Source organism: Proteus sp. ZN5 (genome assembly GCF_011046025.1).
Lineage (GTDB): Bacteria > Pseudomonadota > Gammaproteobacteria > Enterobacterales > Enterobacteriaceae > Proteus.
Genome location: NZ_CP047639.1, coordinates 3,254,768 through 3,281,173 on the forward strand (window position 1 = coordinate 3,254,768; position 26,406 = coordinate 3,281,173).

Consider the following 26,406-nt stretch of genomic DNA (forward strand, 5'->3'; position numbering starts at 1 on the left):
ATTAGACAAAAGAAAATTTGAGTGTATGCTATATATACCAGACACTCAATTTATTAAAATCATCTTATTTATTATCAACACTCTTATTAGCTATTCCAAAAGGAATATGTACCGAAGGTAATTCAGATGATGATTTTAAATGCAGTTTTTGGTCATCAAAGAATATATGTGGTTTTAAAATTCTCAGAACATTGGCTTTCTCTACTCCACCCATAAAAAAAGCTTCATTGACAGAAATTCCCCATGCTCTCATCGTGTTAATAACACGTTTATGAGATGGTGCATTGCGCGCAGTAACAATAGAGATCTTAAGTAATGGAATATAAGTAGGATCTTGTTTTACTTTCTCTAATTCCAATTTTTGAATGTCAGAAATACGCAGTAAGAATTTTTTTAATGGCCCAGGGTTATGAGGTACATCAACCATTTTAGCTTCATGGTTATGAAATTGAGACAACTCGCCTGAAGTTTTATAAATAACCTCCGCTTCATCATCAGCAATCACACCATCAAAGTCAAAAGCAATTCTTAATTCATCAGCATCATCATCATTAACATGACCGGCTAATATCTGCCCTGCTGGATAATTTGCATTAATCGCTTGTAAAACATCATCATGATCAGCAGATAAAAACAACTCAATATCAAATGCTGGAATATAAATATGAGGCGATTTTCCTTGAAGAAATACTGCTCGGGTGATCCCCAAGTTATAATGTTCAATAGAATTCATCACTCTTAATCCTGTGTCGGGATCATTTCTGGATAACAAAATAACTTCAACTAGTGGATCGTCAGGTCTAATATTATTTAGTTTCAAAAGGCGGCTAATAAAAGGAAATGCAACACCTTTATCCAATGGCATATCCTGCATTTTATGTTGATACCTTCGATAAGCTTCCTCCCCTTCTGTGCGAAAAATATTATCTGACTCTTGCAAATCAAATAATGCACTAGAAGAAAGTCCTATGACTAATCTCTTCGTTAAATCATACGCCATCGCAAAAATTCCCTATTAGTTCCTTTTATTCTTCATAATATCACTCTTTTAAGAGACTGAAGATAAGAAAACTTGTACACAAAAATGCAGGCAAAATAATGCTGTTTAGCTACTTATGAGCATTTATCATCAAATTATATATTACAAAATGATATTGATTGTCATTTGCATTTGATGAATATCCTTATTATTGTTATAAGTATCATCAATAAGGAGAAAAATCATGGTTAAAAAAACGATACATTTACGCTCTAAACATTTTAAAGATTTAGTCAATAAAATGAAAAAAATGCATGCTGTTAAAAATACAATAAACCCTCAATCAGAGAATGTTGATCTTATTGTTATTAATAATAAAATTCCCACTTTGGTTTTTGTAAAGTAAGAGAACTTATTGGCTTTTAGTGTGAATAAATAGTGACCATAATCTTCATAGGGTTGACATATCAAATGATAATGATTATCTTTTAACTCGTGAATAGTTGAGTATTTTACTTGGTTTTTCACAACGACATTGCTCACATTGCTTCTAGTATTTATTGGCCAACTCTCCTAGCGTTGGTCTTTTTTTTATCTGCATAAAACCATACGTCACTTAATACCAAATGAAGGATAAGCTTTCATAAAAAATACTATTATCTTATTGAAGATAAAATAGTTTATAGTGAAATTAATGTAAAATAATAATATTGTATTTGGTTATCACTATCTAAAAATGATTATGAAACAACCACTTTATAATTAAACCATATCATCAATAGGGATTTTCAATTATGGGTTTTATTTCCGCGATCATTGGAAAAAACAAAGAGCTAACACCAGAGCAGCAATGGGAAAAACTTAATAAAAAATATGCAGATAATCCTATTGAACGTATTCGTAAAAAATTAGCACTCGTTGCTAGTATTGATCATGAATATAAAGAATTTGGCGCTGATAATCATAAATATCAGCTAAATTCTCCACTATCAAAAGAGAAAGTTAATCAGCTACAAGCAAAAATAGGATGTGAATTTCCTGAAGATTATATCGCCTTTGTGACTCAAATTGGCAATGGCGGCACAGGCTCTTATGGTGGTGCCGGTCCTTATTATGGCCTATATGCTTTTGATGATGCAATCGATAGGAATGGCATAAAAAATTGTGCCCTACCTTGCTTGCTTAGCCCTAAAATGGATATCGATGAATGGAAAGCATTATGTCATGTACCCGAAGACTGTAGTGATGAATACTTTGATACTATTTGCGATAGAATTCATCAAGGTACGCTTTATTTAGGTACTTGTGGTTGCGAATACGATCTTTTATTAGTAGTTAATGGAGATTATAAAGGTCATATTTTATATACATCCGATTGGGTTAATTCAGATACTCCTTACACATTTTCCTATGAAACTTCATTTACACAATGGTATGAACGTTGGTTAGATGAAGTAATTTTAGGCTATGACACAAGCTGGTTTGGTCATCGAATGGGAGGTAATGAAGAAACGTTACTTCAATTTGCTCAAAATAATAAAGATATCACGAAAAAAATTAGTGCGATCAACTCACTAACTAAACTACCTGAATTATCTAAAAACAGTTTGGATTTTTTAAAGCAACAACTACAAACTGAAGATATTGAGTTATATAAAGTTTCATTAAATGTTTTAGCCACTTATTTTAAAGAACAAGCACTGCCTTATATTCAGCAAGCTTTAGTTGCTCCATTTGATGAAAAAACAGATATCGTTATTCCTATCATTTACTTTAAATATAAAGATCAATATGCTCTTTTCAAAGAGAGTCTTCTCCCAATACTTAAAGTAACTAATAACGAAGATACATTGCGTTTCATCGGTTACTCTTTGACCGAATTAGATGCTGTTTTAGTTGAAGATTTTCAACCTTTCTTTACTCATCCAAATGTAGAAATAATAAGAAGTGCAATTTATGCTGCTTCTCATGATGTTAATTTAAAAGATAAAACATCAGCGTTTTATGAACTTACAATCTCTGAAAATGAAGAGATCAGCTTAGGTGCAATTCAGGCATTATCTAGTTCAAATTATATTAATAATGAGCTATTGGATTATTTAAAAAAAGCTTGGAAAATGTATCCTGAAGAAAAAAGTCCTTATATTCGTAATAATATTTCTTCTTATATCGTAAAGATATACCCACCAAACAATATGATTGATGTAAAACAATGGTAGTTAATGGATAGACACCCTATCATCTTCTTACATCTATTCTAATCAGGCAATAATCAATCATTATCATTGTCTGATTTTTACCTAAGATAGTTATAAATACGTATTTTTGTTGTTCTAAAAATTAAGGAATTTATCAATACTCTCAGCTAAATGTATATAAATTTTATTGTTAAATTAACATGATTATTAGTTACACACTCCAACCCAACGTCCCTAATAAATTAAAAATCAATTAAAAACAATTGATTACATTATCAAAATATCAAGTAATTATGATTTTTTTCAAAAAATACTTTTAATTTTACAATTATTTTTATTATTTTTTTTAAAAGTTTGTTACAGATTGATATATTTTTTTCCCTTACTATTGGTTCTAGTATTTCATCACTGATAGATATTTAATTTTCCCCCGCCTAGTGCGGGGATTTTTTTATCTGAAGAACTCACTTTAATTCTGGCAAATAAAATCACTATTTCTTTCAAATTAAACGTTCTCTTGTTTTCTTTTTTCATAGCAAAGACAACTTTTGATCTTTTCAAAAAATCAGAAAAAATACTAATGATATTAAAAAGGCCATTATTTTATGGCCTTATTGTCAATATCCTGTTTGATTTCTATTTATAAGCTTCAAAAGTAATAATTTCTGTTTCGTTATTTGGTTCACGTAAATATTGATAATCCCCAGAAATTGTTATTTTGTCAAAACCAATAGATTCAAGGAGCCGTTTAAATTCATACACACCAAACCATTTCAATTTAAACACTTCCCATTCACTTTCAATTATTTTTCCATTTCTCCATTTATCATAACGGTGATGAGATACAGTTAATTGATTAATATAATCTATTTCAGCATTTACTATCTGTAAGGTAATTAAATCCCCTTCCGGCGTTTCAAATTGTCGACTAGAACACTGGCCTTGAGTAAAGGTATGCGCCAAACTAATGTCAATTAACAAACGTCCACCTGGATTTAATGCGTTATAGCATTGTTGAAGTGACTGTAGTGCTTTTGTTTCGCTATCTAACAATAAAAAAGTCCCAGTCGGAATAATTATTGCGTCAACAAGTGTCTCAACTTGGAAAGTCAACAAATTATCTTTATTCACTTTATCTTGAGAATATCCATTTCTTCTCAGATTTTCCATACAGAAATAAAGCATCTCATCTGAAAGATCAAACCCTTCTACATTAAATCCAGCTTTTAATAAAGGGATCAAAATACGCCCAGTTCCCACGGCGGGTTCTAAGATTTTACCATTAACATCCTTAATACGTTCTTGATAATATTCTACGTCACCAAAACTACACCCTATAGGTTTATCTATTTGGTAAACTTGGGCTGACAGCGAATGATAACTCTGCATAAATAGTCTATTCTCTTTTTGTCGTTTATTTTTAATGATAATAAAGTGATAAATTAAGATATCAATACTCAACTAGATAAAAACCATCAAATAAAGATATAATTTTTACTCTTATAGTCATCTCGTCGAAATACTTTGACAAATTTTTTGTCATCTTGAAATAGCTCAATTTATTAATTTTTTGTTTTAACAACAAAATGTATCACAAAAAAATTAAGTAATATAACTAATATTAAATAAAATTAACTTGTTAATGAAAATAAAGCAAACCTTAGGAAATATATATCATTCAAATAGTTATATAATCCACTTCTAATTTTACTTATTATTCCATTCTTGAAGTTTTCAAGAAACCATTCATAAATCTTTATCTAGTTGTCATTAACCATCAAGATTTTTTACAGATTGATATATTTTTTTCCTCTAATATTCCGTCCATCAACTCGGTACGAATAGATATTTATCGTACACAAAAAAAATCAAAAATTAACCAAATAAAGAATATTTGAGGAATATAGAATGAAAAAGAATTTTATTATCGGAACTTGCTTAGCACTTTTATTATCAACTCCAACTATGGCGAATAACAATAAAGTTATCGGCTCAGGAACAATCACATTTACAGGTTCTATTGTAGAGGGAAATTGTATGACCGACTCTGTAGGAAATACTTTTAAAGCAAATTGCTGGAATGGAACTGAAATGGAAGAAACTTTACATAAAATCGAACCCAATAAAATGTTTAATGCTCAATTAGGTGAAAATAAAGGCTCAATGAGTATGAATTGGATCAAAGAAAATGTAGGCATAATGGATATTGTATACAATTAATATAGCAACTTTTAAAATCCTATATTTTAATAAACATTAATCTCTATTAAATAGAAATAATATTTATTATTAAATAACGAGTATATATTTTCCAAGATTTAGAATTCATTACTATATAAATGGTATTTTCTATTATGGTTATAATATATTAGGCAGATATAGTTTATTCCTATATCTGCTAACTCTGTTTTAACTCATTTATAAAAAACTCTTATCTTCCTATCCTCAGATCTTCTTATCTTTACTTTGTCACCTCTATTCTTATCTTCTAAACCCATACAAATCCTAGGGTTGACAAGTTAAGTGATAATGATTATCTTTTACCTTGTGAATAGTTGAGTGTTTTACTTGGTTTTTCACAACGACATTGCTCACATTGCTTCCAGTATTTACTGTGACCAACACATAATGTGTTGGTCTTTTTTTTATATATTAATCATTAATTATAAAAACTGGCTTCACCTGCTGGTCGAGTTTTAAAACGACGGTGTGCCCATAAATATTGATCTGGGGCTCGCATAATTTCTGTTTCAATCAACTTATTCATTCTGTCTGTGTCCTTCTGAATATCTTCAGAAGGATAATTAATTAGTTCTTTACCTATGATTAAACTGTATTTTTTACCTTTCTGATTTTCATTTCTGACCAAAGTAACAGTTAAAGAAGGTGCTCCTGATAATTTGGCTAATATAGCAACCCCTTTTGAGGTTGATGTTTTTTCAACAGAAAAGAATGGAGAAAATGTTGTACCTTTTAAACCAAAGTCTTGGTCAGGAGCAAACCAAATTGCTTTCCCTTTTTTTAATTCCATAACCATAAACTTTAAGTTACGTCTATCAATCATACCCTTATCTGAGCGGCACCTTGCTTTGGTTTGGATAAATTCCATAGCTTTATTATTATGTGGCCTATACATCGCATTTACAGGGAAACAAAGCCCCATAATGCGCCCACCTAACTCTAGTGACATAGAATGTATACCAATGAGTAAGATTCCAGCTTTTTTATCATTTGCATCAGTGAAATTGGAGATCCCTTGTACTTCAAATAGATTTTTTAATCGACGATCACTCCAAAACCATGCCATACCCGTTTCGAATAATGCGACACCTAATGACGATAAATTATCCATAACAAGTGTGTTAATTTCATTTTTATCTTTATTAGGGAAACATAATTCTAAATTTTTCTTTATTATCGATACTCTTCTTTTGACAAAGAAACGAGATAACAAACCAAGATGTTTACCTAAAAAAAGTAACCAAGAATAAGGAAGCTGTACTAATAAAAAAAGAATAAAGATCCCAAACCAAGTTAAGAAATATTTTGGGTGTAATAGATGCAATGAAAAAATATTTTTAGCGTACACAAGTTTGTCCTTTAGGAACTAAAAAGCATTTAAGCCACATTAAATTAGACATCAATTATTTAAGATAAGTCATTAAATATTAATTTTATTTTTTATCTTAAATTATTTTTTTATGATTTATCTGATATCTTTTATTCTAATAAAATTTTTTTCTTTCTTTTGATTGAGAAGGCAACGTCTTAATGCCTTTATTTTGCCATTATAAGAAATTATTTTTCCATTAATTTATTTTTCTATAAAAATTATCAGGTATTAAAGTAAATATATTTTTAAAGTTTAAAACAATTTACATTAAATACTTACATAACTTTAATAATACTATTTTTGATACGCTTTAATAAATTTACCTCAATTTTAAATAAAACTAGAAATTGATATGAAAAAACCCCACCGAAGTGAGGTTTTTTAGGTCTTACTTGTATCGATATCGCATTAAGCAATATATACAGTAATAACGACTCAATAGATTACAGAGCGATTACGTTCGCTGCTGCTGGGCCTTTAGCGCCATTTTCGATAGAAAATGAAACTTCTTGGCCTTCTTTCAGAGATTTGAAGCTGTCGCTTTGGATCGCTGAAAAGTGTACGAATACGTCTTTGCTACCGTCTTTAGGAGTGATAAAGCCAAAGCCTTTATCATCGTTAAACCATTTTACTGTACCAGTCATTGTATTAGACATAAGATTTCCTTTAATTAATTATTTTGCCATAAGGCATTGTTTGCGGTTTGATTTCGGATTTTTACTTATGGTCACTATTTGAAGGAATTCGCAACGAAGAGGTATCAGGGATAACGCTAAACGGTGAACTACTTAAAACTGCACTAACATAAATAGGTCTGTACTTCCAAACCAGTGGCGCTATTAAGTCATATAATTCGTTTTATAGCAAATTATTTTCATCTTTATTTTAAAAAAAATTTTTCACGTACCAAATTAGAAAATAATTATAAGATAAAAATAATTATCTATTTTACCTATCTCATTATTTCAATTTAAGAACATAAATAAAAAAGTAGATACTGTTGTTTTTTAAGGTAACCAGTATCTACTCTATCATTAATGTACTACATCACCTTAATCGGCTAGTTCTAATAAAATTTCTTCTGTTTTCGTCCACAGAAGTGAACCACCTTCTTCTGGCCATAAATGCCGCTCAGCATTAGGAAAACGTTGAAATAATAAATCCCCAAAGTCCGGAGAATGAACGGTACTAGTATCCTTCATTCCGTACCATAAGGTTGTTGGTGTCTTTATTTCTTCAGGTGAAAATCCCCAAGGTTGCATCGCAATCAGTAAATCTTGAGTGTATCCATCATTACCCTGTTTAAAAGCTTCCGCCATACATTCTTGATAAACTGGGAGAAAATCAACTGATTTATAAATAGCCAAATCAACATCAGCACTGTAATTTAAAATAAAATCCATTAGCCATTTAGCTGTTATATTTTGCTTAATCCAACTGGTTAACAGATCTGGTGATCCAACAGCTTGACGCTGCATATTAACAACATCATCTGTTAGCTTATTTTGTGTATCAGGATAATCAAATTGATCTTGTCCTGCGACAATCAGTAATTTATCAACATGACAGTAAACACAAAGAGCCATCGCAAAAACAGCACCTTGTGAAAATCCCATTACATTAATATTTTTGATACGAAGATGATCTAATAAAAATAAAATATCTTCAGAAAAAGATTTTAACGATTTTTTAGGATCAAAAGTAGAATCGCCCAATCCTGGGCGAGTTGGTGTAATCAAACGAATATTAAGCTTATTTAAGAGGTTAATTTCTACCCCCAATAAACCACTCATACCCGCACCAGTACAAAATAATACTGGCTTACCTTGCTCAGGGCCCGATTCATACCACGTTAAATTTCTATTATCTGGTAGTGATAGATTATATTTTCTTGAGTTTTTAATTTTCATTAGATTTTGTCTTTTATTAATTTTTGACAACACATTACCTGCCAATTTGGATAGCAATGTCTATTTTTAAGTTTTATTTTTAAAAATTAATGTTAAGACTAGCTAAGGGTAAGATTTCATATCAACTCGCAATAAATTTTGTTTCGTTGCAGATAAATGGATAAAACGAAATTTATTTTTTGTTTTTTAAAAATAAAAAAGAGTAAATTTTATACCACTCTCTATTAGTATAATCAAATTAGCTGTAATAAGTAAGAGATCTACCATTGGTCGCCACTACGAAAATCACAATATAACGATGAAGTTAAATCAATTTCATTTATGGTACTCAATGCCATAATTCCTTCATCATCACCCTCTGTTTGTTTGTAAACATTTTGGTTTAATTCAAAGAGCTTACCTTTCCATTTATGCCAACCTAACAGAGAATATAACGGTACACCTTTCTCAGAAGCAGAGAGTAGTCCAAGTTGATAACAAGACTTGATAATATCATTTGCTTGAGTCATTAATTCTTTACCTATTCCTTGTCGGCGATAGTCCTTTAAAACAGCCATTGCCTCAACATATCCTGCCGATATAGGATTATTATCAATCGCCATATTTCTTTTAACAATAGCAACATGCCCTACCATCTGTTTTTGATAATATGCAAAAATATGCATTCCACCTAATGCATGTTGAAAGTCATTTAATGAAAAATCATTACCAAAACTTTCTATTAACAAGGAATATAGTATTTCTTTCTCTATTTTAGATAAGTGACAAGTATGCTTAGATGTATATTCAATAATCATAAAAAAACCATTTAGCAATCAAAATAAGAGTATCTTTATAACTGATTTGTTTTTTTATGACTAACTTATTTGTGTGATAAAAAATGCGTTATCATTTTTTATACTTGTTGTTTCTTATTTTTAATTGTTATTTTTACTTAATCTTTTTCTTAAAAAAAAGGACAATTAAATTGTCCTTTTTTTTATAACTGGTTTTTACGTTATTTTACTAATTTACAGGTACGACCCTTATCTTCAGCAACTCGTCCATTAACTGCATCATCCTCTGAAATCGTTGCTAAATTAAATTCATTTTTTCCTTTACCCCAAATTTGGAAGTTTTCACCAACATAACGAGCACCACTTGCCGCAACAGCTTCTTTTAAAACGATAAGTTCATCGCTGTAATACATTACAGCTAGTTGTTCATTAGGAAAAGAAACTCTGATTTTTTGGCCTTCACAGTTATAAGTATCCGTTTTAGCTGCCAAAGCAGGAGCTGTTATTAATGAAGAAACTAAAGCAATAGCAGAAATAGAAAGTAACTTATTCATTTACATCTCCTAAAATAACCAAGTAAGGTTTTACTAATAAATTTAGACTAGGCTTTATCTTTTAAAGATAAAATAGGATATCTCCGCATTTTATTAAAACTAAAAAAACATATAAATATTTTAATTTAAGATTAATTTTAATAAAAAATCATCAATCATTGATGGTTGAGTTAAAATGCAATTTTTTAATTAATGTCAATTTTAATTCAAATAAATTGCAATACATAACTTTACATTATTACCCGCCTATTTTACTTTATTCAATGTAACTATCACTATACGATATGCTATTATTCTAACACCTATAAATTTATTGTAGTTCAATAAATTAAGTCGATCTTGTTGAAAAATATCGATAGAAAAAATAATAGGAATATTAATGCTACAAGAGAATGTTGTTAAAGATATCATCGTCTGGATTGAGCAGAATCTCGATTCACGTTTATCGTTAGATATTGTTGCTGAGAAATCAGGCTATACAAAATGGCATTTTCAGCGCTTATTTAAAGCATATACAGGAATATCTTTAGGAAAATACATACTCGCTCGTCGTTTATCTTGCGGCGCCTACGCGTTAAGGGTGACTCGTTGTAGCCTATTAGATATTTCATTGAAGTATCGCTTTGATTCTCAACAAACATTTTGTCGAGCCTTTAAAAAACAGTTTAATATAACGCCTTCGGAATATAGAAAAAAACCAGGCTGGGATATTAGTGAACTGATTTTTCCTGCATTAGAAACCGTTGAACTGAGTGCTAAATATGAGGTAGTTACATTCCCGTCTCAAAAATTAGTTGGTATGTCACATCATTACAATAAGCCTATTTCAACATGGGATTCAGACAAGAAAAAATTCAGAAAAGAATTTTGGCGTAAATTTTTAAAAGATGTACATACAATCCCTACAGAGTTATATGCAATGCATCGAGCATCTGCAAGTACATTAGAAGATACTATGTATATTTATAGCACTGCTGTTGATAAAGAAAAGTTAACAAATACATCAAATGTTTCTACCATGTCACAATTAGAATTGCCAAGTGGCAACTATCTGGCCATTACATTTCATATGAATGAAATCTTAGATTCATTGACTGGCTATGATGACATTATTTATACGGTCTATACAAAAGTACTTCCGAAAATGAATTTATTACGCAGACCCGGCCCAGACATCGAACGATATACACTAAAAGAATCTGTAGGTTACGATAAATTACTTGGTCACAGTGACCATTACATACAAAAAATTAGCTACTATATTCCTGTTCTTTAATGATTTTTATCCACAAAAAAGATCCCAATTTAATTGGGATCTTCCTATTAAAATAGATATCTAAAATACTTCTTTTCTATCAGTCTTTCTTTGACTTATTAGCGAAGAAAATATCGTCTTGGATATCTTTTGTTCTTACTGTAAACAATTCGTTCGTTAAACTTTCAGTTAATTTTTCAGCATCTGCCATGACTTGTAGATTAAATTCATTAAGCATTTTATCTGCGCCGGCTTTATCTGTTTTCACCATAGTGAGATATTTAGCTTCCATTTCTTTTTGCTCTAATGCAGTTTTTGCTTCCCACTCTTGATAAGCTTTTTTCACTATTGGTGCGAGTTTTGGATAATCTGTCATTACTAGTGTTTGTAACTTACGATATTTCCAGTAAATAGAATCACTGTCTGCTTGATTACTTCCTATTCCATAATGTTGTGGATAAGCTTTTAATCCACTGTAGTACGGAACAAATGCAGTCAAATCCGCCATACCTAAACCAACATAGGTCACTTCACCTATTTCCTGGGGAAGTTCAGGGCGAACTTGCATAACATGCGCTTCATAAGTTCTGAATACACTGATTGGACGCCAAGATTCTTGACCATTTAGCCCATTAGTATATGGGTCGTGCTCTGTTCCTTCAAAGTGATTACGTAGCATCGCTTTAGCCTCTTCAACAGATACTTTTTTCTCTGGCGTTAATAAAGGCGTGAAATTACGACCATCATCCACAGCTTGTTTTAATGATGGATTAAATTGTTGCTGAATAACCCACACACGCGGATCATTATAAGTGCGATCTCGTTCATCATCTCGTGTATAAGCTTTTGAAAAATTAAATGCTCCTTCTCTTTCAGGATTATATAGCCCTTTCTCAACAGCAAATTCCACTAGATTTTTAGAACCTAAAACATCATCACTGTTAATATCGTAGTGTTGTAATCGACCTTGGTTTCCTGTCGCAAAGTACTTATCTTTAGGTAATTTTTGTGCGATCCAATGATGTCCTGTTCCAGTCTCTAAATACCAAAGCTCATTTTTATCAACAACAGCAACACCAAATCCTTCACCAGCACCTTGTTTTTCAATAATACTTCCTAATAACTCCACTGCTTCACGGGCTGTTTTTACTCTTGAAAGTAAGACATCTGGAATATCATCTTCAGTTATCCCAGTATCTTCAACATAGGGATCAAAAGAAAGCGCTTTAGGTGAAGCAAAAATAGACTCGGTACCACTGACACCAACACCCAGTTCGTTAAATCCTGTTGCACCATGAAGTTGCGTTTTCCAATTCGGTACAGTGGTATAACGTAATGAATTCTTAGGTAATGGGTAAGTGAAATTATTAGCACCGTTATGTTCTTTGGTACTGTAAATACCCGTTTGATTCGTTTTAGCCGGATGAATAACAAAATGTTGTGCTTTTAATGCATCGCTATCTGCGCTACGAGCAATAATCAGCGAACCATCATTTGTAGCTTCGCTTCCCGCTAACAACGTTGTACAGGCTAAAGCAGAAGAAACTAATGCAATATTAACGGATAAAGCAATAATACCTTTTTTGAATAAAGACATAAAACTCCCCATTTGCTTGTTATTTATAATTTATAGATCAATTAAGTATCTTTTTATAATAAAAATAAAAAACTAGATAGATAATTTTATGCGAAATATTAGCAATGAAAAAGCGTGGAATTCCGTGATTTATATCTCAATGATCATTATATTTCGAAATAAAAATATTAACTTTACGCATCATATCAATATCAATGAGTTTTATATAAAGGTATATTTAAAATGCAAATGAAATCAGATAAAATTTGTTATTAACATTATTTTAATGTAATTGATAGTAATGCTATTTATATAAATAACTATTGATATTAAAGATGATAACAACACATTAAATAGGATAATAACTTATGTTAATTTTATTGTGCTAACCTAAAGAAACAGCTCCAATTTTATTTTTTGGAGCTATTTTATTGAAATCTATTTTCTACTTTTTTCTTGTATAAATTCAAATAGTTGATTGAATTCTTCCATAGTTCCAACGGCTCTTATTGGAATTATTATATAATTATGTCTTTCTAAATCTATAAAAATATATTTTTTATAGACAAAAGTATCAATAACAGCAGGCCAATAAGTTTTATGAGAAATATTTTCATCTCTCTGCTCTATAAACTTTCTATTTATTCTTAAGTCAAAATTATGACCAACTCCTTCAATTTCTCTTTTTTCATTTTTTTTGGTTAAATAATCATCTAGAGAGGAAAAAATTCCCAACATAACTAAGAAAGAAGCAAAAGTAATAAGAATATAAAGATTAAGATCTTTCAGCCTCTGTAATTCATCACTTACAATTTCATTATTTAAATAAATATTAATCGCATTTAAAATCAATAAAAAAACAGAAAAAACCGATAAAATTAATAAAAAAATCAATAAATTAGAAAGAAAAGCATAACCTTTAATATACTTTTTCTCTCTTAGCTTCATTTTTTATGAAGTATTTTTAATTCATTTACCGATAATGAATACTTTAAAAAAATCGGCTTTTCATATAATTAATCCTTTAATAACATCATTTTACAGACTTTATAATATCATATAGTTTACTTTATAATAAAAGCTATAAATCCCAAATAACATTTACAATCTACGCCTTTATTCTATAAATATTCCTTATAAAAACTGTTTAAAATTCCCATCATCACTATTATTCAATAATCAATTTATTAACGGTATAATCGTATATAAGATAAACTGACTAAAGCAAAAACATAATGACAATGAATATAAAAAGAACTTCTTGGTCAGGAGGATGGGCAACTTTACGTGACCTTGAAATTATACAAACCGTGATCGATCAGGGAAGTGTTACTAATGCAGCAGAACAGCTGGGTATTTCTCAACCAGCGGTAAGCCAGACATTAAATCAGATCGAGAAACGTTGTGGTAAAAAATTATTCACTCGTGAAAATAATAAGTTAATCCCAAACTCTGATGCCTTATTGCTTTATGAAGAAATCGCCAATATCGCTGAATCGTTCAGTCGATTGAGCCATTTTCATCATCAAGAAAAAAAACGAAGTCTACGAATTCTAGTTCCACCAACATTAGCCTACGGTTTCATCAATCAGGCCACCGCTCTGTTTATCAAAAAATATCAAGTTAATGTCCATTTAGAAATTTCTAGAAGTGAGCAGCTACTTTCTTTAATTGCAAAAGAACAAGCTGATATTGTCATTACTGATAATATGACCATTAACAGCAATTATAATTTGACTCAAATTCCGATGAGAGAAACTCAAATTATTTGTGCAATCCCTAAAACACATGAATTATCTACAAAAAACACCATCACACCTGATGATTTACATGAACAGTCTTTTATTGCTTTAGTTAAAAGTAATATTGGGCGCACAGTTATTGATCGGGCGCTCAATAAATCAAAATCTAAACCTAATATTATTGCCGAAGTGTCTGATCAAGATACAGCTATGACTTTTGTAAAAAATGGCTTAGGGATCAGTTTAATTAATTCATTTCCTACTATTGAAATAGAAGATATTGTTTATAGAGAATTTACACCGACGATTATGAGTAATATTTGTTTTTTTACATCGCAAAAAACAGAGCATGAAACACAACTTTATATTGAGTTTATTAAAGAACATCAACCTGATGCCTCTTTATTTTCTACCCCAATAAAATAGTTATTAAGGTCTCATTCTATGCAATATCGATAAATAGAAGAGACCTTTCTCTTATTTATGCATCTCTAGAATAGAGAGAATACCTTCAGTAAAAAGTGTTAATCCGATGGAAAGCGCCTCTTCATCGATATCAAATTTTTCTTTATGATGTCCATCACGTTGATCTGCACCTACTAAGAAGAATATCGCTTTCCCTTTTTTCTCTTGCACTCTTCTTACCATTAATGAGACATCCTCACTTCCTCCCAAAGGTAATACGACATTTAATAAATCTGGATGCACATCAATGACACCTTGCATGATATCTATCATTTCTCGATCATTTCTGAAATTCGTCGCTTCACCCGTAATATCTATTTTTGTTTCTAGTTGGTAAGCAGTTGCAACACCATCAACATATTTTTTTATACTATCCAATAAATATTGTGTTATTTCAGCATCTTGCCCACGAACTTCTAGTTGCATTTTCGCAGAGCTAGGAATTAGGCTACGATTTTTGCCTGCAATTAAGGTTCCAATATTTACTCGTGTCATACCTTTACCATGTCTTGGCGTTGCTAATATTTCATTAGCTAAAAAGCATGCTCCGGCTAATGCGTTATTTCCTTTTTCTGGTTCATCAATAGCATTAGCGGGTTTTCCTTTTAAAGAAATATCTAATTTAGTGGTACAAAGAAAATCAAAAGGATCGAGTGCTATTTCACCTTTTTTCAAGTTACATCCAATATGCATCCCCATAAAATAATCAGTATCATCTAATACTCCACTGTCGCTTATTGCTCTTGCACCTCTCACTCCTTCTTCTGCGGGTTGGAATATCAATTTATATTTCCCACGTAAAGCGTGAATATTTTGTTTTAACCAATGAGCAAGGCCAAGCCCTATTGCAGTGTGCCCATCATGACCACAAGCATGCATTAATCCAGAACGGCACGAAGCAAATCCTTGTTTATTAGGCAGATGAATATCGTCATTTGACTCTTGAACATAAACACAATCAATATCGAAACGAAAGGTAAATGTAGGGCCAGGAATTTCTGTATCAATAATAGCCATACACCCTGTTAAACCGTCCATTTCAGCCAATAACTCAGCACTGATCCCTTCTTCTTCGGCTATTTTGATGGCCTCATTAACTAATTTTTCATCTCGACCTAAAATACTTTCTCGACAAATAATATGAGGCCCCGCTTTTACTTCAATATTCATCTCTCGCAGTACACTGATTATCGTGCCTGTCGTCACAAACTCAGTCCAGCCAATTTCTGGAAACTGGTGAAACATTCTACGCCATTCTATTAATTTATTGGTTTGGATCGGCTTCATTACTTTTCCCTTAAAAAATAAATCTCTTATCAAAAAAAGAGTGATAATATAAGTAAAATATTATTATTATAATAACTAAATAGTTATGGTATTAAATGTGATCCCAACACCATTTTGCTTATTTTAAAAGCAACTATTCTAATAGTAAGAAATTGAAGAAAACGACAAGAGATAATATTGATAATCTGCAAATAAGAAATATAAAAACACAATTCATTAATAAAATTTATACATAAAAATAACCACTAAAGTTATTTACAGTTTTAGTGGTTATTTTATTAATCTTTATTCATTTATAAAACGCATTAACTGCTGACGTAGTTGCCTATTTTCTTGTTTTAATTGTTCATTTTTATCTAATAACGTCAGTGCTATGGCGATCCCATGCCAATCTAATGCAAGCTCTTTATGAAGTTTTAATGCTCGATGTGTCACTACAAGCGCTTTATTATCGAAAAACCACTCCTGAGTTTCAATTTCTAACGGTTCGATTAAACCTAGAGCTACAACTTCTTTGAGTTCATCATTTGATATTCCCGTATGATGACAAAACTCAGTAACGGTAAATACTGTTGTTGTTAATTGACCCATTATTTATTCTCCCAGTCTTTACGTGGATTATAATCGGTCTGGCTATCTGCAATTTGTTGCCATAATGCGCGCATCTTTTCATTGGATTTTGGTGGCATCACAATTTTTAAAATCGCATATAAATCACCGCTGACCTTTTTACTAACTAATCCTTTTCCCTTAATACGTAGTTTTTGTCCTGCTTGACTTCCCGCAGGAATAGTTAACAAGATTTTTTCTTTTATTGTAGGAATAGGAATTTTTGCACCTAATGCAGCTTCCCAAGGAGCTACAGGAACAACTATTTCTAAATCATGGCCTTTAATATCAAATAGAGGATGAGGCGCAATACGAATTGTTAACCATAAATCACCATTTTCGCCTCCATTCTCACCTACTGTCCCCTGACCTTTTAAACGAATGCGTTGTCCATCAATAACACCGGCTGGAATTTTAACATTCAAAGTTTTAGGGATCTCTTTTTCCAAAATTCCAAAAACATTATAAACAGGTAAGTGATAACTAATCGTACGCTTATGCTCTTCCTGCGATTCTTCTAGAAAAACGGCTAATTCTATTTCTAAATCATGTCCACGCTGTTTAGGTGCTTGTTGAGATCGACGACCTTCAAATGGAGAGTGTTGACCAAAAAATGAAGCGTAAAAATCATCAAAATCTTCTTGGCTAAAGCTTTCTTGATCCTTATTTGAATGTTGTTGTGTAAATTGCCTAAATTTAGGATCGTTACGATGAGCCCAAAGTTCATCATATTCAGCTCTACGTTGTTCATCGCCTAATATTTCCCATGCTTGAGCAATTTCTTTAAAACGCTCTTCTGCATTTGGCTCTTTACTTACATCGGGATGATATTTTTTCGCTAAACGGCGATACGCTGTTTTAATCGTTTTAGTATCATCAGTGGGTTTGACACCCATTATGGTGTAGTAATCCTTTAATTCCATAGTGATATCTCAATTATGTTAAATAATGAATTAAATATTAATACCCTAGACTTGGTTAATTATAGAACAAACAAATTATATTGATGCGTAAAAACCCTATAATAGCACCAACCAAACGCCTAAAAAACGACCTTATTTAAAAAATAATTTAACTTTTAAAAAATAATTTAATCAAAGAAAACAAGATATTAATTAATCCAGCACTATATTATTATTTTTTTCTTTAAAATTGCATTTGAAATACCTCATTAGAAGAGGTAGATTTTATTCAATAGCGCAATAGTTTATTGCCGTATTAACGATAATTTTTCTTCTTGAATAAGAAGGAAATAGAAAATGAGTCCCTCATTTTTAGAGAGGTAAAATGGAACGAATTATAATTCCCACTCACTATATTCATGTCCGATCAACGCCACTTTGGACTAAAGACACAGCACCTAAATCTATTTGGGAAAGACATTTAGATAAAGGAACCCGACAAGGGGTTTATCCAAAGCTATCTGTTATGCAAGGAGTGATTGTTTATTACGCATATGCAAATGAATTTAGCCCAGAGCCAACAGAAACATTAGTGATCCATGCTGGTGAATTTGGTGTGTTTCCGCCAGAGACATGGCACAAAATAGAAGCAAAAACTGAAGATACTGTTTTTAATGTCGATTTTTATGTCGACCCCAAAATACTTGCCGAAGGTTAAAATAATAATATGAAAGATGAAAATAAAGGCTACTTATTAGAATTGATTAATACCAATGGCCAAGAAAAATCTCAAAAAACATTTCTAAACCCTAAAATTTTATATATTCCAGAGGTTGCCACTAAAGAAGTTTTGCTTTTAGTTAATGAGCTAAAAAATAAGGTAAATATTGATCTACAAGAACTCACTTTAGTATTAACAAACAAAAATAACGGTGTTTCTGTTGATAAAGATAGTTTTTTAGCAGATCTATTAGATGCTGATGTATCCAGTTTAATGGTAAAAGACCTTATCAATATTGTACGTGGCTATGATATGGATGAAGAAACAAATGTTTGTGGCTGGTGATCGAATACCATAAAAAATACATCACCTTCACTATATCCATTGATAATGAAGGTGATTGATACCTAGAGAGAAAATTTAAGATCATTTTTCAAGAGTCTATCTATCATCCAATATCCTGCTTTTCCTGGTGGATTACTTCTCGACCACACTAGGTCAATATCTATTTTCTTAGGAAATTGATCATAATTCAGGCTGACTAACAAATTATGTCCAAATTGCTCAACTAACCATGTGGGTAATATCGCCCATCCCATTTCTTGCTCTGCCATTTCAAGTAGCAATAAATAATTAGGAGCTAGCCAGTTCTTTTCGCTATTAATAGCGAATTGAGCACAACTACTTAACCTTAATTGACGATGCATTGTTAAGTGTTGATAGCTAATTTTCTTTTCTTTCACAAGTGGATGCATTTTATGTGCATATAATCCTAACTTACCACTCACTGGTAAACGAGCAAAGGCAATATCAGCAGGATATTCTATCCGTGATTCCATCATACCAATATGAGCCTGATTATTTTGTAGCATGTTAATTACATCATCATTCTCAGCAACCAGAAACTCAAATTCAAGATGTGGAAATTCTTTATCCAGAATTTTTAAAAGTTGTTCAGAATAAGGTGGTTGATACATATCAGAAAATACACAACTTAAACGAGGCTCCATTTCTGGAGACAGGTCTATTCTTAATGCCTGTAATCGCTCATCAGCCGCTAATATATCTTCAACCAAGCTCAACACTTTTTGTCCCGCAAAAGTCAGCGTTGACTCTCGTCCTTTACGCTCAAATAGCTCAAAGCCCATATCATCTTCAAATCCACTGATCGTGCTACTCACAGTCGACTGGCTTTTATTCAATTTTCGCGCTGCTGCAGAAAATGATTTTAACGAAGCTGCTTCAATAAACGTACGCAAAGTTTCTATAGAATAGTTCATTATGGTATCGGTTTTTTCGATGGCTCCTATTTTGTATATATACAAAATATCACCAATAATTGCACTCGTTTTTTGCCAAATAATTAATTTGAGGTGGGATATGAGTCAATATCAAAAAACATTTACTGAGCGCGTTTTTCACGCTGTTTCATTTGAAGTGATAGCCATTACAATAACAGCGCCGCTGAGTGCATGGATTTTAGGCCGCTCAATTTTTCAAATGGGAACTGTTGCTATTGTTTTATCAACATTAGCTATGTTATTGAATTTATTTTATAACATGATTTTTGACCGCTATTGGCCTTTAATCAAAGGACCAAGACCAACAAAAATACGAGTCATGCATGCTATTGGTTTTGAATTAAGTTTTGTGGTAATTGGTTTACCAATATTGGCATTTCTATTAAGTATGTCGTTATGGAATGCATTCTTATTAGAAGTCGGTTTCTTTGCCTTTTTCCTTTTCTATACATATGCATTTAATCTTAGTTACGATAAATTACGTGAAAATTGGTTTGATCGTAAAGAAAAACGCGTTATTGCCCGTAATTAACATGTAGCGTCTAAATTTTTAAGCACCTAATAATGACTTATTAAGTGCTTTTTTATTATCACTATTAATAAAAATAAATTAATCTCATTAAATATTTCTACTCATTATCAAATAAATGAGTCAGTGTTTTTCTATACTGCGTCTTTGCCGTTAATATTTTAATACCACCAGCAGGCTGTAGTTGTTCTTTATCCCGTGTTATTTTTCTCATTTCATCAATCCTTAATTCATCATTAAGGAGATGATTTAAAGTGCTCATATTAACGATTCTGTATATTGTTTGATAAATTCCTTGGGTTGTTCCTAACTTATCAAAATAATAATAGCTATTCCCTTTTTGCCACACTTCACCATAACGATGATAAGTAACATCTCCTAGCTTTTTCCACTCACCAACCGTATTTTCATCTAGAAGATAAAGGTGTGTACTACGAGAAATTAATCCTGGTGATTTATTTCCTCCCCAATTTTCTGATGTTTGTAAAAAATAAGTTTTACTATTATAAGAAAAAACTAACGGTGCTATCTCTTTCCAATGGCCTTTTAAGAACGGATTATCTCCAGCTCTACGGATTTTCTTTTGTTGAGTATCGTAGAAATAAACACCTTGATTAGACAAAAATAAGCCATGATAAACATGCCCACCATGATGACTTATTACTTTATAAGGTGCATTGTCTAAGGGAAAATCGATGTTGTTCATCGATATTTGCCCTGTATTAGGCTCAAATAAGTAAGCATTTTGATATAAATTACCAATATAGAAACTATATAAATCAGGGCTATTATTTATACCTAGCTTGTACTGTTTATAATAAACATTAAGTTTATCATGATGATAAAGATGGCTTTTTCTTAAAGATCCATCGTTATACAATATGTTAATTGCTTTTAACTGTTCAATGGATGCATCAGTCATCAAGTTTCCTTCATAAAAAACTTGCTCTCCATTGCTGATTAAATCGGCATCAAGTATGGGGTAATAAGGTGTTTTTGATAAAGGAAGCGTTCTTATTGGATAGTAAAACGTCTGAGGCTTTTCGCCAAATGACCAACCATATAACCATGTTTGATATAATTCCTTAAGGCTAGATAATTCGACATTTTGTAACGTAAAAGGCGCACAATAAAGGGTGTGTTTACCATCTGAAAAATAGCTGTGTCCTAATGCATCTACTTTATTAGGATCAAGATCAGGAATAATACGGTTACCGCAGTAACTATTATTCTTATCTATCGCAAATTGACGTTCTCGGTAATTAAATTTTTTTGATAGGGTTCTGAAACTACTAGGATCCGCTGATACAATGGCATACTCTCCATTACTAGGTACAGTAGCATAAATTTTATCGTTATAAAGCGTAAAAATACTGTTTCCAATTTTTTTACCATTATCAATATCACTTCCTGATACTTTATAAAAAGAGAGTATTAAGCCTGACAAAAATACAATCGATGTCAGAATAATACCAATACTAATCATGACAATAATTTTAGATATCTTCATAAAATGATATAAAGTCTCTTCAGATTCAGATAATAACGATAAATTTTAATATTGCATTTATGCTAACATGACTTAATAAATATCAATAGTAAATTAAATTTATAATACTATGGTAATGTACTGATAAACAATCATTTTTAGATTAAATAATTAAATATATAACATTTAACAAGAAAGGAATTTAAGTATGATGCTTTTTATTAGCTATATGATTTTTGCTATATTTTTAATTGCAGCATTAGCATATTGGAGTTTTTCTGCATTATTTCCTAAAGCTCCACCAACCACGCTTTCATGCCTTTTTATAAGAGTACTTATTGGTGTATTACTCATTATCGTGGATATTAGTCTTATTTTGTTTTTTTTAAGCCAAGTACTGTGATTTAAATTTATGGTTACCTGCGGAGGGATATTTTAAGAATAATAAATTATGAATATTCTTAAAATATCCCACTATTAAAAATAAAAAATAGACAGACAACCATCAATGATTTTATTTTTATCCCAATCTAACATTAAGTCTCCCATTACCCATCATCACATGTTTTTCTTAAAATTTTTACAAACGGACAGATAATTGTCCAATTATGAGCAAAAAACGTGATTATATAAGCAGAATAAACTTAATTAAACACTATCATCTTAACAAAATGTAATATTTTTTTAACAAGTGAGGATGATATGAAAAAAAAGAACAGCATTGCATTTATTAGAAAAAAATTAGTTAAAGATAATTCCATCTATGTAAAAGAACTCAGTGTTCTGCTTCATGTATCAGAAAGAACCGTTAGAAGATATATAGATGAATTACAACTTTTAGGAATAGCCACTAAATTTCATGGAGGTGTAAAATTACAAAAAATTGAGCTTGAACCCATAATAAATCGAACTATTGATGAAACTAAAGTTATTCATATTGATAGTCAAAAACAAAAGAGGGACAGAAAGGATGTTGATAAATGTGCATTATATATCTTGGGATCTTTTAATTTAGATGTTGTCACTGAAGTGGAGCGATTTCCTTTTGTAGGAGAAACAATCAAAGCAATATCCACAAATTTTTTTCCTGGCGGCAAGGGGGCAAACCAAGCGGCTGCAGCATCAGAGTTAAATGATAATGTGCATTTTTTCGTTAAGGTAGGTGATGATTCATTTGGTGTAACTGCAGAAACATATTTTAGCACGACAAAAATAGGCTCATACACATTAATCAAGGATCCCAATGCCAAAACGGGAAATGCCCTTGTTATGGTTGAGAATTCCTCTGGAAATAATAGCATTGTTATTGATCTAGGTGCTAATGCAACGATTACTAAGGCAGAAATTCTTTCCGATATTAATAACCTACAATCGGCAAAAATTTTTCTTACTCAATTAGAAAATAATATAGAAGCAACCAAATTTGCCATTGAAATAGCAAAAAAGTCTGGGTGTTACGTTATTCTGAATCCAGCCCCCTACTCTGATCAAATTATTTCACATTTACCCTATGTTGATTTATTAATTCCTAATGGAACAGAAGCAGAATTGATATCAAATATTAAAATCGATAGCGTTATTTCTGCACAAGAAGCCATAAAAGCAATATACAACTTAGGTGTTAAAGAAATAGTAATGACGCTTGGTGACAGTGGTGCACTTTATTTCAATGGCACCACAATGAAACATTACAAAGCAATGAGTGCTTCTGTTGTTGATACAAGCGGCGCTGGTGATGCCTTCACAGGCTCCTTAGCTGCAAATTTGATTGAAGGCAAAAATATAGATGAAGCCATTAAATTTTCTATCGCTTATGCATCATTAGCCGTTGAGAAGAAAGGTGCATCTTCAATGCCATCTCGTACTAGTGTTGCAGCCAGACTTAAAAAAGAGTGTATGTAAAGAAAGTATATAAATAACTCACCCCGTTCTTTAGTTATATTAATCGAGGTCGTTATGAAGTATTTAATTTTTGTCATTAGCCTTCTCTTAATATTTATAGTGGCATCTTCTATTAGCTTTAATGCTAGTAAAATAAAAAGAAAGATCCTTCCTATTATTATTCTTTTATTATTAGAGTGACCCATCCTAAATAAGGTTGACACTTTTCCAATCTGAAATTGGAGAGTGTAATGAAACCAATCACTAAACGAACTCAACGCGATTATTCTCTCGCTTTTAAATTACAGCTTGTTGACCAAGTTGAAAAAGGCGAATTAACCTATAAACAAGCTCAAGATCACTATGGTATACAAGGATGCTCTACTGTTTTAGTTTGGCTTCGTAAGCATGGTAGGTTAGATTGGTCAAACGGTACCCCTGATACTTTTTATAGAGGTTCAGCTATGACCCAATCTTCTGAACAACAAACGCCGGAACAACGCATTAAGATCCTTGAAAAGGAACTTGAAGAAGCTCGGCTTAAATCCGATTTTTTCGAAGCTGTGGTTAAAGTCATGGATAGAGACTTTGGAGTTCGTTTGTCAAAAAAGCGCAAAGCCGAGTTATTAAAGAAAAAACGGTTAAAAACCTCACCGTAACAATTGCTTGTCGTTTTATGCAGATCAGCCGACAGGCTTATTACAAGAGACTGGATAGAATTGAGGAACGAAAGAAAGCCGATTCAGCCATTATTGACGTTGTTAAATCTGAACGAGTCTTACAACCTCGACTGGGTGGGCGTAAATTACATTTTATTTTAAAGCAAAAACAGATGGTTATTGGTCGTGATCGACTATTTTCTTTATTGAAAGAACATCAGTTACTGGTGCCTAATAAACGGGCTTATCATCGAACAACCTTAAGCCATCATCGTTTTCATCGGCATCCAAATTTAATTAAGTCAGGGTTTATCCCCACACAACCAGAACAGCTTTGGGTGGCAGATATTACCTATTTATCGACGCATGAAGGTGATACTTATTTGAGTTTAATTACGGATGCATATTCACGAAAAATCGTGGGATATCATTTAGATGACAATATGAAAACAAGTTCAGTGAAGAAATCGTTGGTTCAGGCGTTAAAAAAACGGACTTCGACAACTTCGTTAATCCATCATTCAGATCGAGGGATACAGTATTGTTCTTCGGAATATCAGGAGATACATAAAGAGCATAATATTCAATGCTCTATGACTGATGGGTATGATTGTTATCAAAATGCCTTAGCGGAACGAATTAATGGAATATTAAAAATGGAGTATCTACTGATAAAACCGAGTAATTTGGAACAAGCGAGAAAATTAGTAGAAGAATCAATTCAACTCTATAATGAAAAACGACCACACTTATCGTTAAACTATAAAACGCCCGATGAAGTACATCGAGCGTTTTATGCCTGAAAGCTGTCAACCTATATCAGGACTAGTCAGAGGCCATCGTTGCTTTTATACTTTTACATACATCTATTGGTATTTCGATTCTTAATACAACGAATATTGGTATAGAGTATTTAGTACATCATGCAAATAAAGGAATTGATTTTGTTTTTGGAGATATAAGCAATAAAACACCTATTGTGTTTGTTATTGTTGCACTAATGCCTTTAGTGTTTATTTGCTCAATTATTGGGATATTAAAATATTTTGGCATTCTCCGGCTGATTATTCTAACCATCGGATACCTTATTAATAAAGTTGCAAAAGTTGGTAAACTTGAATCTTTTTCAGCGGTTAGTGCTGTCGTTGTGGGTATGATGGCTGTGTATGTATCAATTAAAGAATACATACCCAATTTAACAAAACCACAAATGTATACAATAGCTGCATGTTCATTATCAACTGTCGATATCGCAATACTGGGTGCTTATACTCAAATGTTATCACCTCAGTTTGTCTTTATTGGTGTGTGTCTAAACTTTTTCAGTACTTTCGTTATTGTTTCTATTATTAATCCTAACGATCCGATTGAGATATCAAGCAATTTCTCTGGCCCAAAAGATGAACACCACAGTTTTTTTGAAGTACTAACAGAACATATGCTCGATGGTTTTAAATTAATTCTAGCGATAGTTCCAATGCTTCTTGGCTTTATTGCTCTAATTAGCATGTTGAATGATATTTTTTTACGCCTCATAGGAATAAGTTTCCAAGGCCTTCTTGGATACCTTTTCTCTCCTATCGCTTTTGTACTTGGCGTTACTTGGCAAGACAGCATTCAATTTGGGCAAATTATTGCGACCAAGATTTTAACTAATGAATTTGTTGCCATGATTGATTATATAAAATTAGAAGATCTGAGCCCAAGAACGGAAGCCATTATATCGGTCTTTCTTATCTCATTCGCAAATTTTGGTTCTGTAGGAATGATCATCGCCTGCGTCGCCAGTATCAGTAAAGAACATGGAAAAATGATAGCGGCAAACAGCTTTCGATTGATCGTCGGTTCAACGTTAGTCAGTTGTTTATCTGCAACTATGGTCGGTATTTTTGTTAGTTAATATTTATTCCACAAGCACTCTATTTCTATTTATATCATTATTATTCAATTTATTATGGTA

At 31.7% G+C, this 26,406-nt stretch carries 26 protein-coding genes; 12 read left to right on the forward strand and 14 right to left on the reverse strand.

Annotated elements, in window-relative coordinates; genetic code table 11:
- Window positions 1–64: 64 nt before the first annotated feature.
- Window positions 65–1,000, reverse strand: a complete 936-nt coding sequence (locus tag GTK47_RS15090; protein WP_165124646.1) for a 5'-nucleotidase — start codon at window positions 998–1,000, stop codon at window positions 65–67.
- Between the two features lie 223 nt (window positions 1,001–1,223).
- On the opposite strand from GTK47_RS15090, the gene GTK47_RS15095 reads away from it, so the two are divergent.
- Together GTK47_RS15095 and GTK47_RS15100 are read left to right on the forward strand one after the other, a co-directional pair.
- Window positions 1,224–1,385 (forward strand): hypothetical protein, encoded by a 162-nt coding sequence (locus GTK47_RS15095; RefSeq protein WP_165124648.1) that lies wholly within the window; start codon window positions 1,224–1,226, stop codon window positions 1,383–1,385.
- 388 nt (window positions 1,386–1,773) lie between these two features.
- Window positions 1,774–3,198: an SMI1/KNR4 family protein gene (locus tag GTK47_RS15100; protein ID WP_165124650.1), complete on the forward strand. Its 1,425-nt coding sequence runs from the start codon at window positions 1,774–1,776 to the stop codon at window positions 3,196–3,198.
- Between the two features lie 615 nt (window positions 3,199–3,813).
- Here GTK47_RS15100 and GTK47_RS15105 read toward each other — a convergent pair.
- Complete coding sequence (locus GTK47_RS15105) at window positions 3,814–4,566, reverse strand: class I SAM-dependent methyltransferase (RefSeq protein WP_165126669.1); 753 nt, start codon at window positions 4,564–4,566, stop codon at window positions 3,814–3,816.
- Window positions 4,567–5,085: 519 nt separating this feature from the next.
- Between GTK47_RS15105 and GTK47_RS15110 the strand changes: the two genes are divergently transcribed.
- Window positions 5,086–5,397 (forward strand): hypothetical protein, encoded by a 312-nt coding sequence (locus GTK47_RS15110; RefSeq protein WP_165124652.1) that lies wholly within the window; start codon window positions 5,086–5,088, stop codon window positions 5,395–5,397.
- A gap of 439 nt (window positions 5,398–5,836) precedes the next feature.
- Here the strand turns inward: GTK47_RS15110 and lpxL are convergent, their stop codons facing one another.
- From lpxL to GTK47_RS15135, 5 genes are all read right to left on the reverse strand, one after another.
- The gene (lpxL, locus tag GTK47_RS15115; RefSeq protein WP_165124654.1) at window positions 5,837–6,766 is read right to left on the reverse strand and encodes an LpxL/LpxP family Kdo(2)-lipid IV(A) lauroyl/palmitoleoyl acyltransferase; all 930 of its coding nucleotides are present in this window, start codon (window positions 6,764–6,766) and stop codon (window positions 5,837–5,839) included.
- 467 nt (window positions 6,767–7,233) lie between these two features.
- Entirely contained in the window at window positions 7,234–7,446 is a 213-nt protein-coding gene (locus GTK47_RS15120) for a cold-shock protein (RefSeq protein WP_006537332.1), read from the reverse strand.
- A gap of 396 nt (window positions 7,447–7,842) precedes the next feature.
- The gene (locus GTK47_RS15125; protein ID WP_165124656.1) at window positions 7,843–8,700 is read right to left on the reverse strand and encodes an alpha/beta hydrolase; all 858 of its coding nucleotides are present in this window, start codon (window positions 8,698–8,700) and stop codon (window positions 7,843–7,845) included.
- 260 nt (window positions 8,701–8,960) lie between these two features.
- Window positions 8,961–9,497, reverse strand: a complete 537-nt coding sequence (locus GTK47_RS15130) for a GNAT family N-acetyltransferase (protein WP_165124658.1) — start codon at window positions 9,495–9,497, stop codon at window positions 8,961–8,963.
- Window positions 9,498–9,697: 200 nt separating this feature from the next.
- Window positions 9,698–10,030, reverse strand: a complete 333-nt coding sequence (locus GTK47_RS15135) for an MliC family protein (protein WP_165124660.1) — start codon at window positions 10,028–10,030, stop codon at window positions 9,698–9,700.
- Between the two features lie 379 nt (window positions 10,031–10,409).
- Here GTK47_RS15135 and GTK47_RS15140 point away from each other — a divergent pair, with 379 nt between their 5' ends.
- Window positions 10,410–11,306: an AraC family transcriptional regulator gene (locus GTK47_RS15140; RefSeq protein WP_165124663.1), complete on the forward strand. Its 897-nt coding sequence runs from the start codon at window positions 10,410–10,412 to the stop codon at window positions 11,304–11,306.
- 79 nt (window positions 11,307–11,385) lie between these two features.
- On the opposite strand, the gene GTK47_RS15145 is transcribed toward GTK47_RS15140, so the two are convergent.
- Both GTK47_RS15145 and GTK47_RS15150 read right to left on the reverse strand, forming a co-directional pair.
- Window positions 11,386–12,882, reverse strand: coding sequence for a C69 family dipeptidase (locus tag GTK47_RS15145; protein WP_165124666.1), 1,497 nt, complete (start codon window positions 12,880–12,882; stop codon window positions 11,386–11,388).
- Between the two features lie 417 nt (window positions 12,883–13,299).
- A complete protein-coding gene (locus GTK47_RS15150; RefSeq protein ID WP_165124669.1) occupies window positions 13,300–13,809 on the reverse strand; it encodes a hypothetical protein in 510 nt (169 codons plus the stop codon).
- 287 nt (window positions 13,810–14,096) lie between these two features.
- On the opposite strand from GTK47_RS15150, the gene GTK47_RS15155 reads away from it, so the two are divergent.
- Entirely contained in the window at window positions 14,097–15,029 is a 933-nt protein-coding gene (locus GTK47_RS15155) for a LysR family transcriptional regulator (RefSeq protein ID WP_165124672.1), read from the forward strand.
- A gap of 51 nt (window positions 15,030–15,080) precedes the next feature.
- Here GTK47_RS15155 and GTK47_RS15160 read toward each other — a convergent pair whose 3' ends face one another.
- The 3 genes from GTK47_RS15160 to cbpA all read right to left on the reverse strand — a co-directional run bounded on the left by GTK47_RS15160 (window position 15,081) and on the right by cbpA (window position 17,887).
- Entirely contained in the window at window positions 15,081–16,355 is a 1,275-nt protein-coding gene (locus GTK47_RS15160; RefSeq protein WP_165124675.1) for an amidohydrolase, read from the reverse strand.
- 285 nt (window positions 16,356–16,640) lie between these two features.
- Window positions 16,641–16,946 carry a chaperone modulator CbpM gene (cbpM, locus tag GTK47_RS15165; protein WP_165124678.1) on the reverse strand — a complete coding sequence of 102 codons (306 nt, stop codon included), beginning with the start codon at window positions 16,944–16,946 and terminating at the stop codon, window positions 16,641–16,643.
- The gene (gene cbpA / locus GTK47_RS15170; RefSeq protein ID WP_165124681.1) at window positions 16,946–17,887 is read right to left on the reverse strand and encodes a curved DNA-binding protein; all 942 of its coding nucleotides are present in this window, start codon (window positions 17,885–17,887) and stop codon (window positions 16,946–16,948) included. The genes cbpM and cbpA overlap by 1 nt, the downstream gene beginning before the upstream one ends.
- Before the next feature lie 364 nt (window positions 17,888–18,251).
- On the opposite strand from cbpA, the gene GTK47_RS15175 reads away from it, so the two are divergent.
- Window positions 18,252–18,584 (forward strand): DUF1971 domain-containing protein, encoded by a 333-nt coding sequence (locus GTK47_RS15175; protein ID WP_165124684.1) that lies wholly within the window; start codon window positions 18,252–18,254, stop codon window positions 18,582–18,584.
- Window positions 18,585–18,593: 9 nt separating this feature from the next.
- The gene (locus GTK47_RS15180; protein WP_165124687.1) at window positions 18,594–18,932 is read left to right on the forward strand and encodes a DUF1869 domain-containing protein; all 339 of its coding nucleotides are present in this window, start codon (window positions 18,594–18,596) and stop codon (window positions 18,930–18,932) included.
- Between the two features lie 62 nt (window positions 18,933–18,994).
- Here GTK47_RS15180 and GTK47_RS15185 read toward each other — a convergent pair whose 3' ends face one another.
- Complete coding sequence (locus tag GTK47_RS15185) at window positions 18,995–19,867, reverse strand: LysR family transcriptional regulator (RefSeq protein ID WP_165124690.1); 873 nt, start codon at window positions 19,865–19,867, stop codon at window positions 18,995–18,997.
- Between the two features lie 100 nt (window positions 19,868–19,967).
- On the opposite strand from GTK47_RS15185, the gene GTK47_RS15190 reads away from it, so the two are divergent.
- On the forward strand, window positions 19,968–20,420 hold the full coding sequence (locus GTK47_RS15190) for a multidrug/biocide efflux PACE transporter (protein WP_165124693.1): 453 nt from the start codon (window positions 19,968–19,970) through the stop codon (window positions 20,418–20,420).
- 97 nt (window positions 20,421–20,517) lie between these two features.
- Here GTK47_RS15190 and GTK47_RS15195 read toward each other — a convergent pair whose 3' ends face one another.
- Window positions 20,518–21,927: a DKNYY domain-containing protein gene (locus GTK47_RS15195; RefSeq protein ID WP_165124696.1), complete on the reverse strand. Its 1,410-nt coding sequence runs from the start codon at window positions 21,925–21,927 to the stop codon at window positions 20,518–20,520.
- Window positions 21,928–22,114: 187 nt separating this feature from the next.
- Here GTK47_RS15195 and GTK47_RS15200 point away from each other — a divergent pair, with 187 nt between their 5' ends.
- The 4 genes from GTK47_RS15200 (at window position 22,115) to GTK47_RS20695 (ending at window position 26,346) form a co-directional block, all read left to right on the forward strand.
- Window positions 22,115–22,309: a hypothetical protein gene (locus tag GTK47_RS15200; protein WP_165124699.1), complete on the forward strand. Its 195-nt coding sequence runs from the start codon at window positions 22,115–22,117 to the stop codon at window positions 22,307–22,309.
- A gap of 299 nt (window positions 22,310–22,608) precedes the next feature.
- Window positions 22,609–23,808 (forward strand): PfkB family carbohydrate kinase, encoded by a 1,200-nt coding sequence (locus tag GTK47_RS15205; RefSeq protein ID WP_165124702.1) that lies wholly within the window; start codon window positions 22,609–22,611, stop codon window positions 23,806–23,808.
- A gap of 230 nt (window positions 23,809–24,038) precedes the next feature.
- Window positions 24,039–25,249 (forward strand): IS3 family transposase gene (locus GTK47_RS15210; protein ID WP_165121805.1). Its coding sequence is split into 2 segments (ribosomal slippage): window positions 24,039–24,381 and window positions 24,381–25,249, totalling 1,212 coding nucleotides; the frame shifts between segments, so codons are not numbered across the junction.
- 35 nt (window positions 25,250–25,284) lie between these two features.
- Window positions 25,285–26,346: a nucleoside transporter C-terminal domain-containing protein gene (locus tag GTK47_RS20695; RefSeq protein WP_165126672.1), complete on the forward strand. Its 1,062-nt coding sequence runs from the start codon at window positions 25,285–25,287 to the stop codon at window positions 26,344–26,346.
- The last annotated feature ends 60 nt before the right edge of the window (window positions 26,347–26,406 follow it).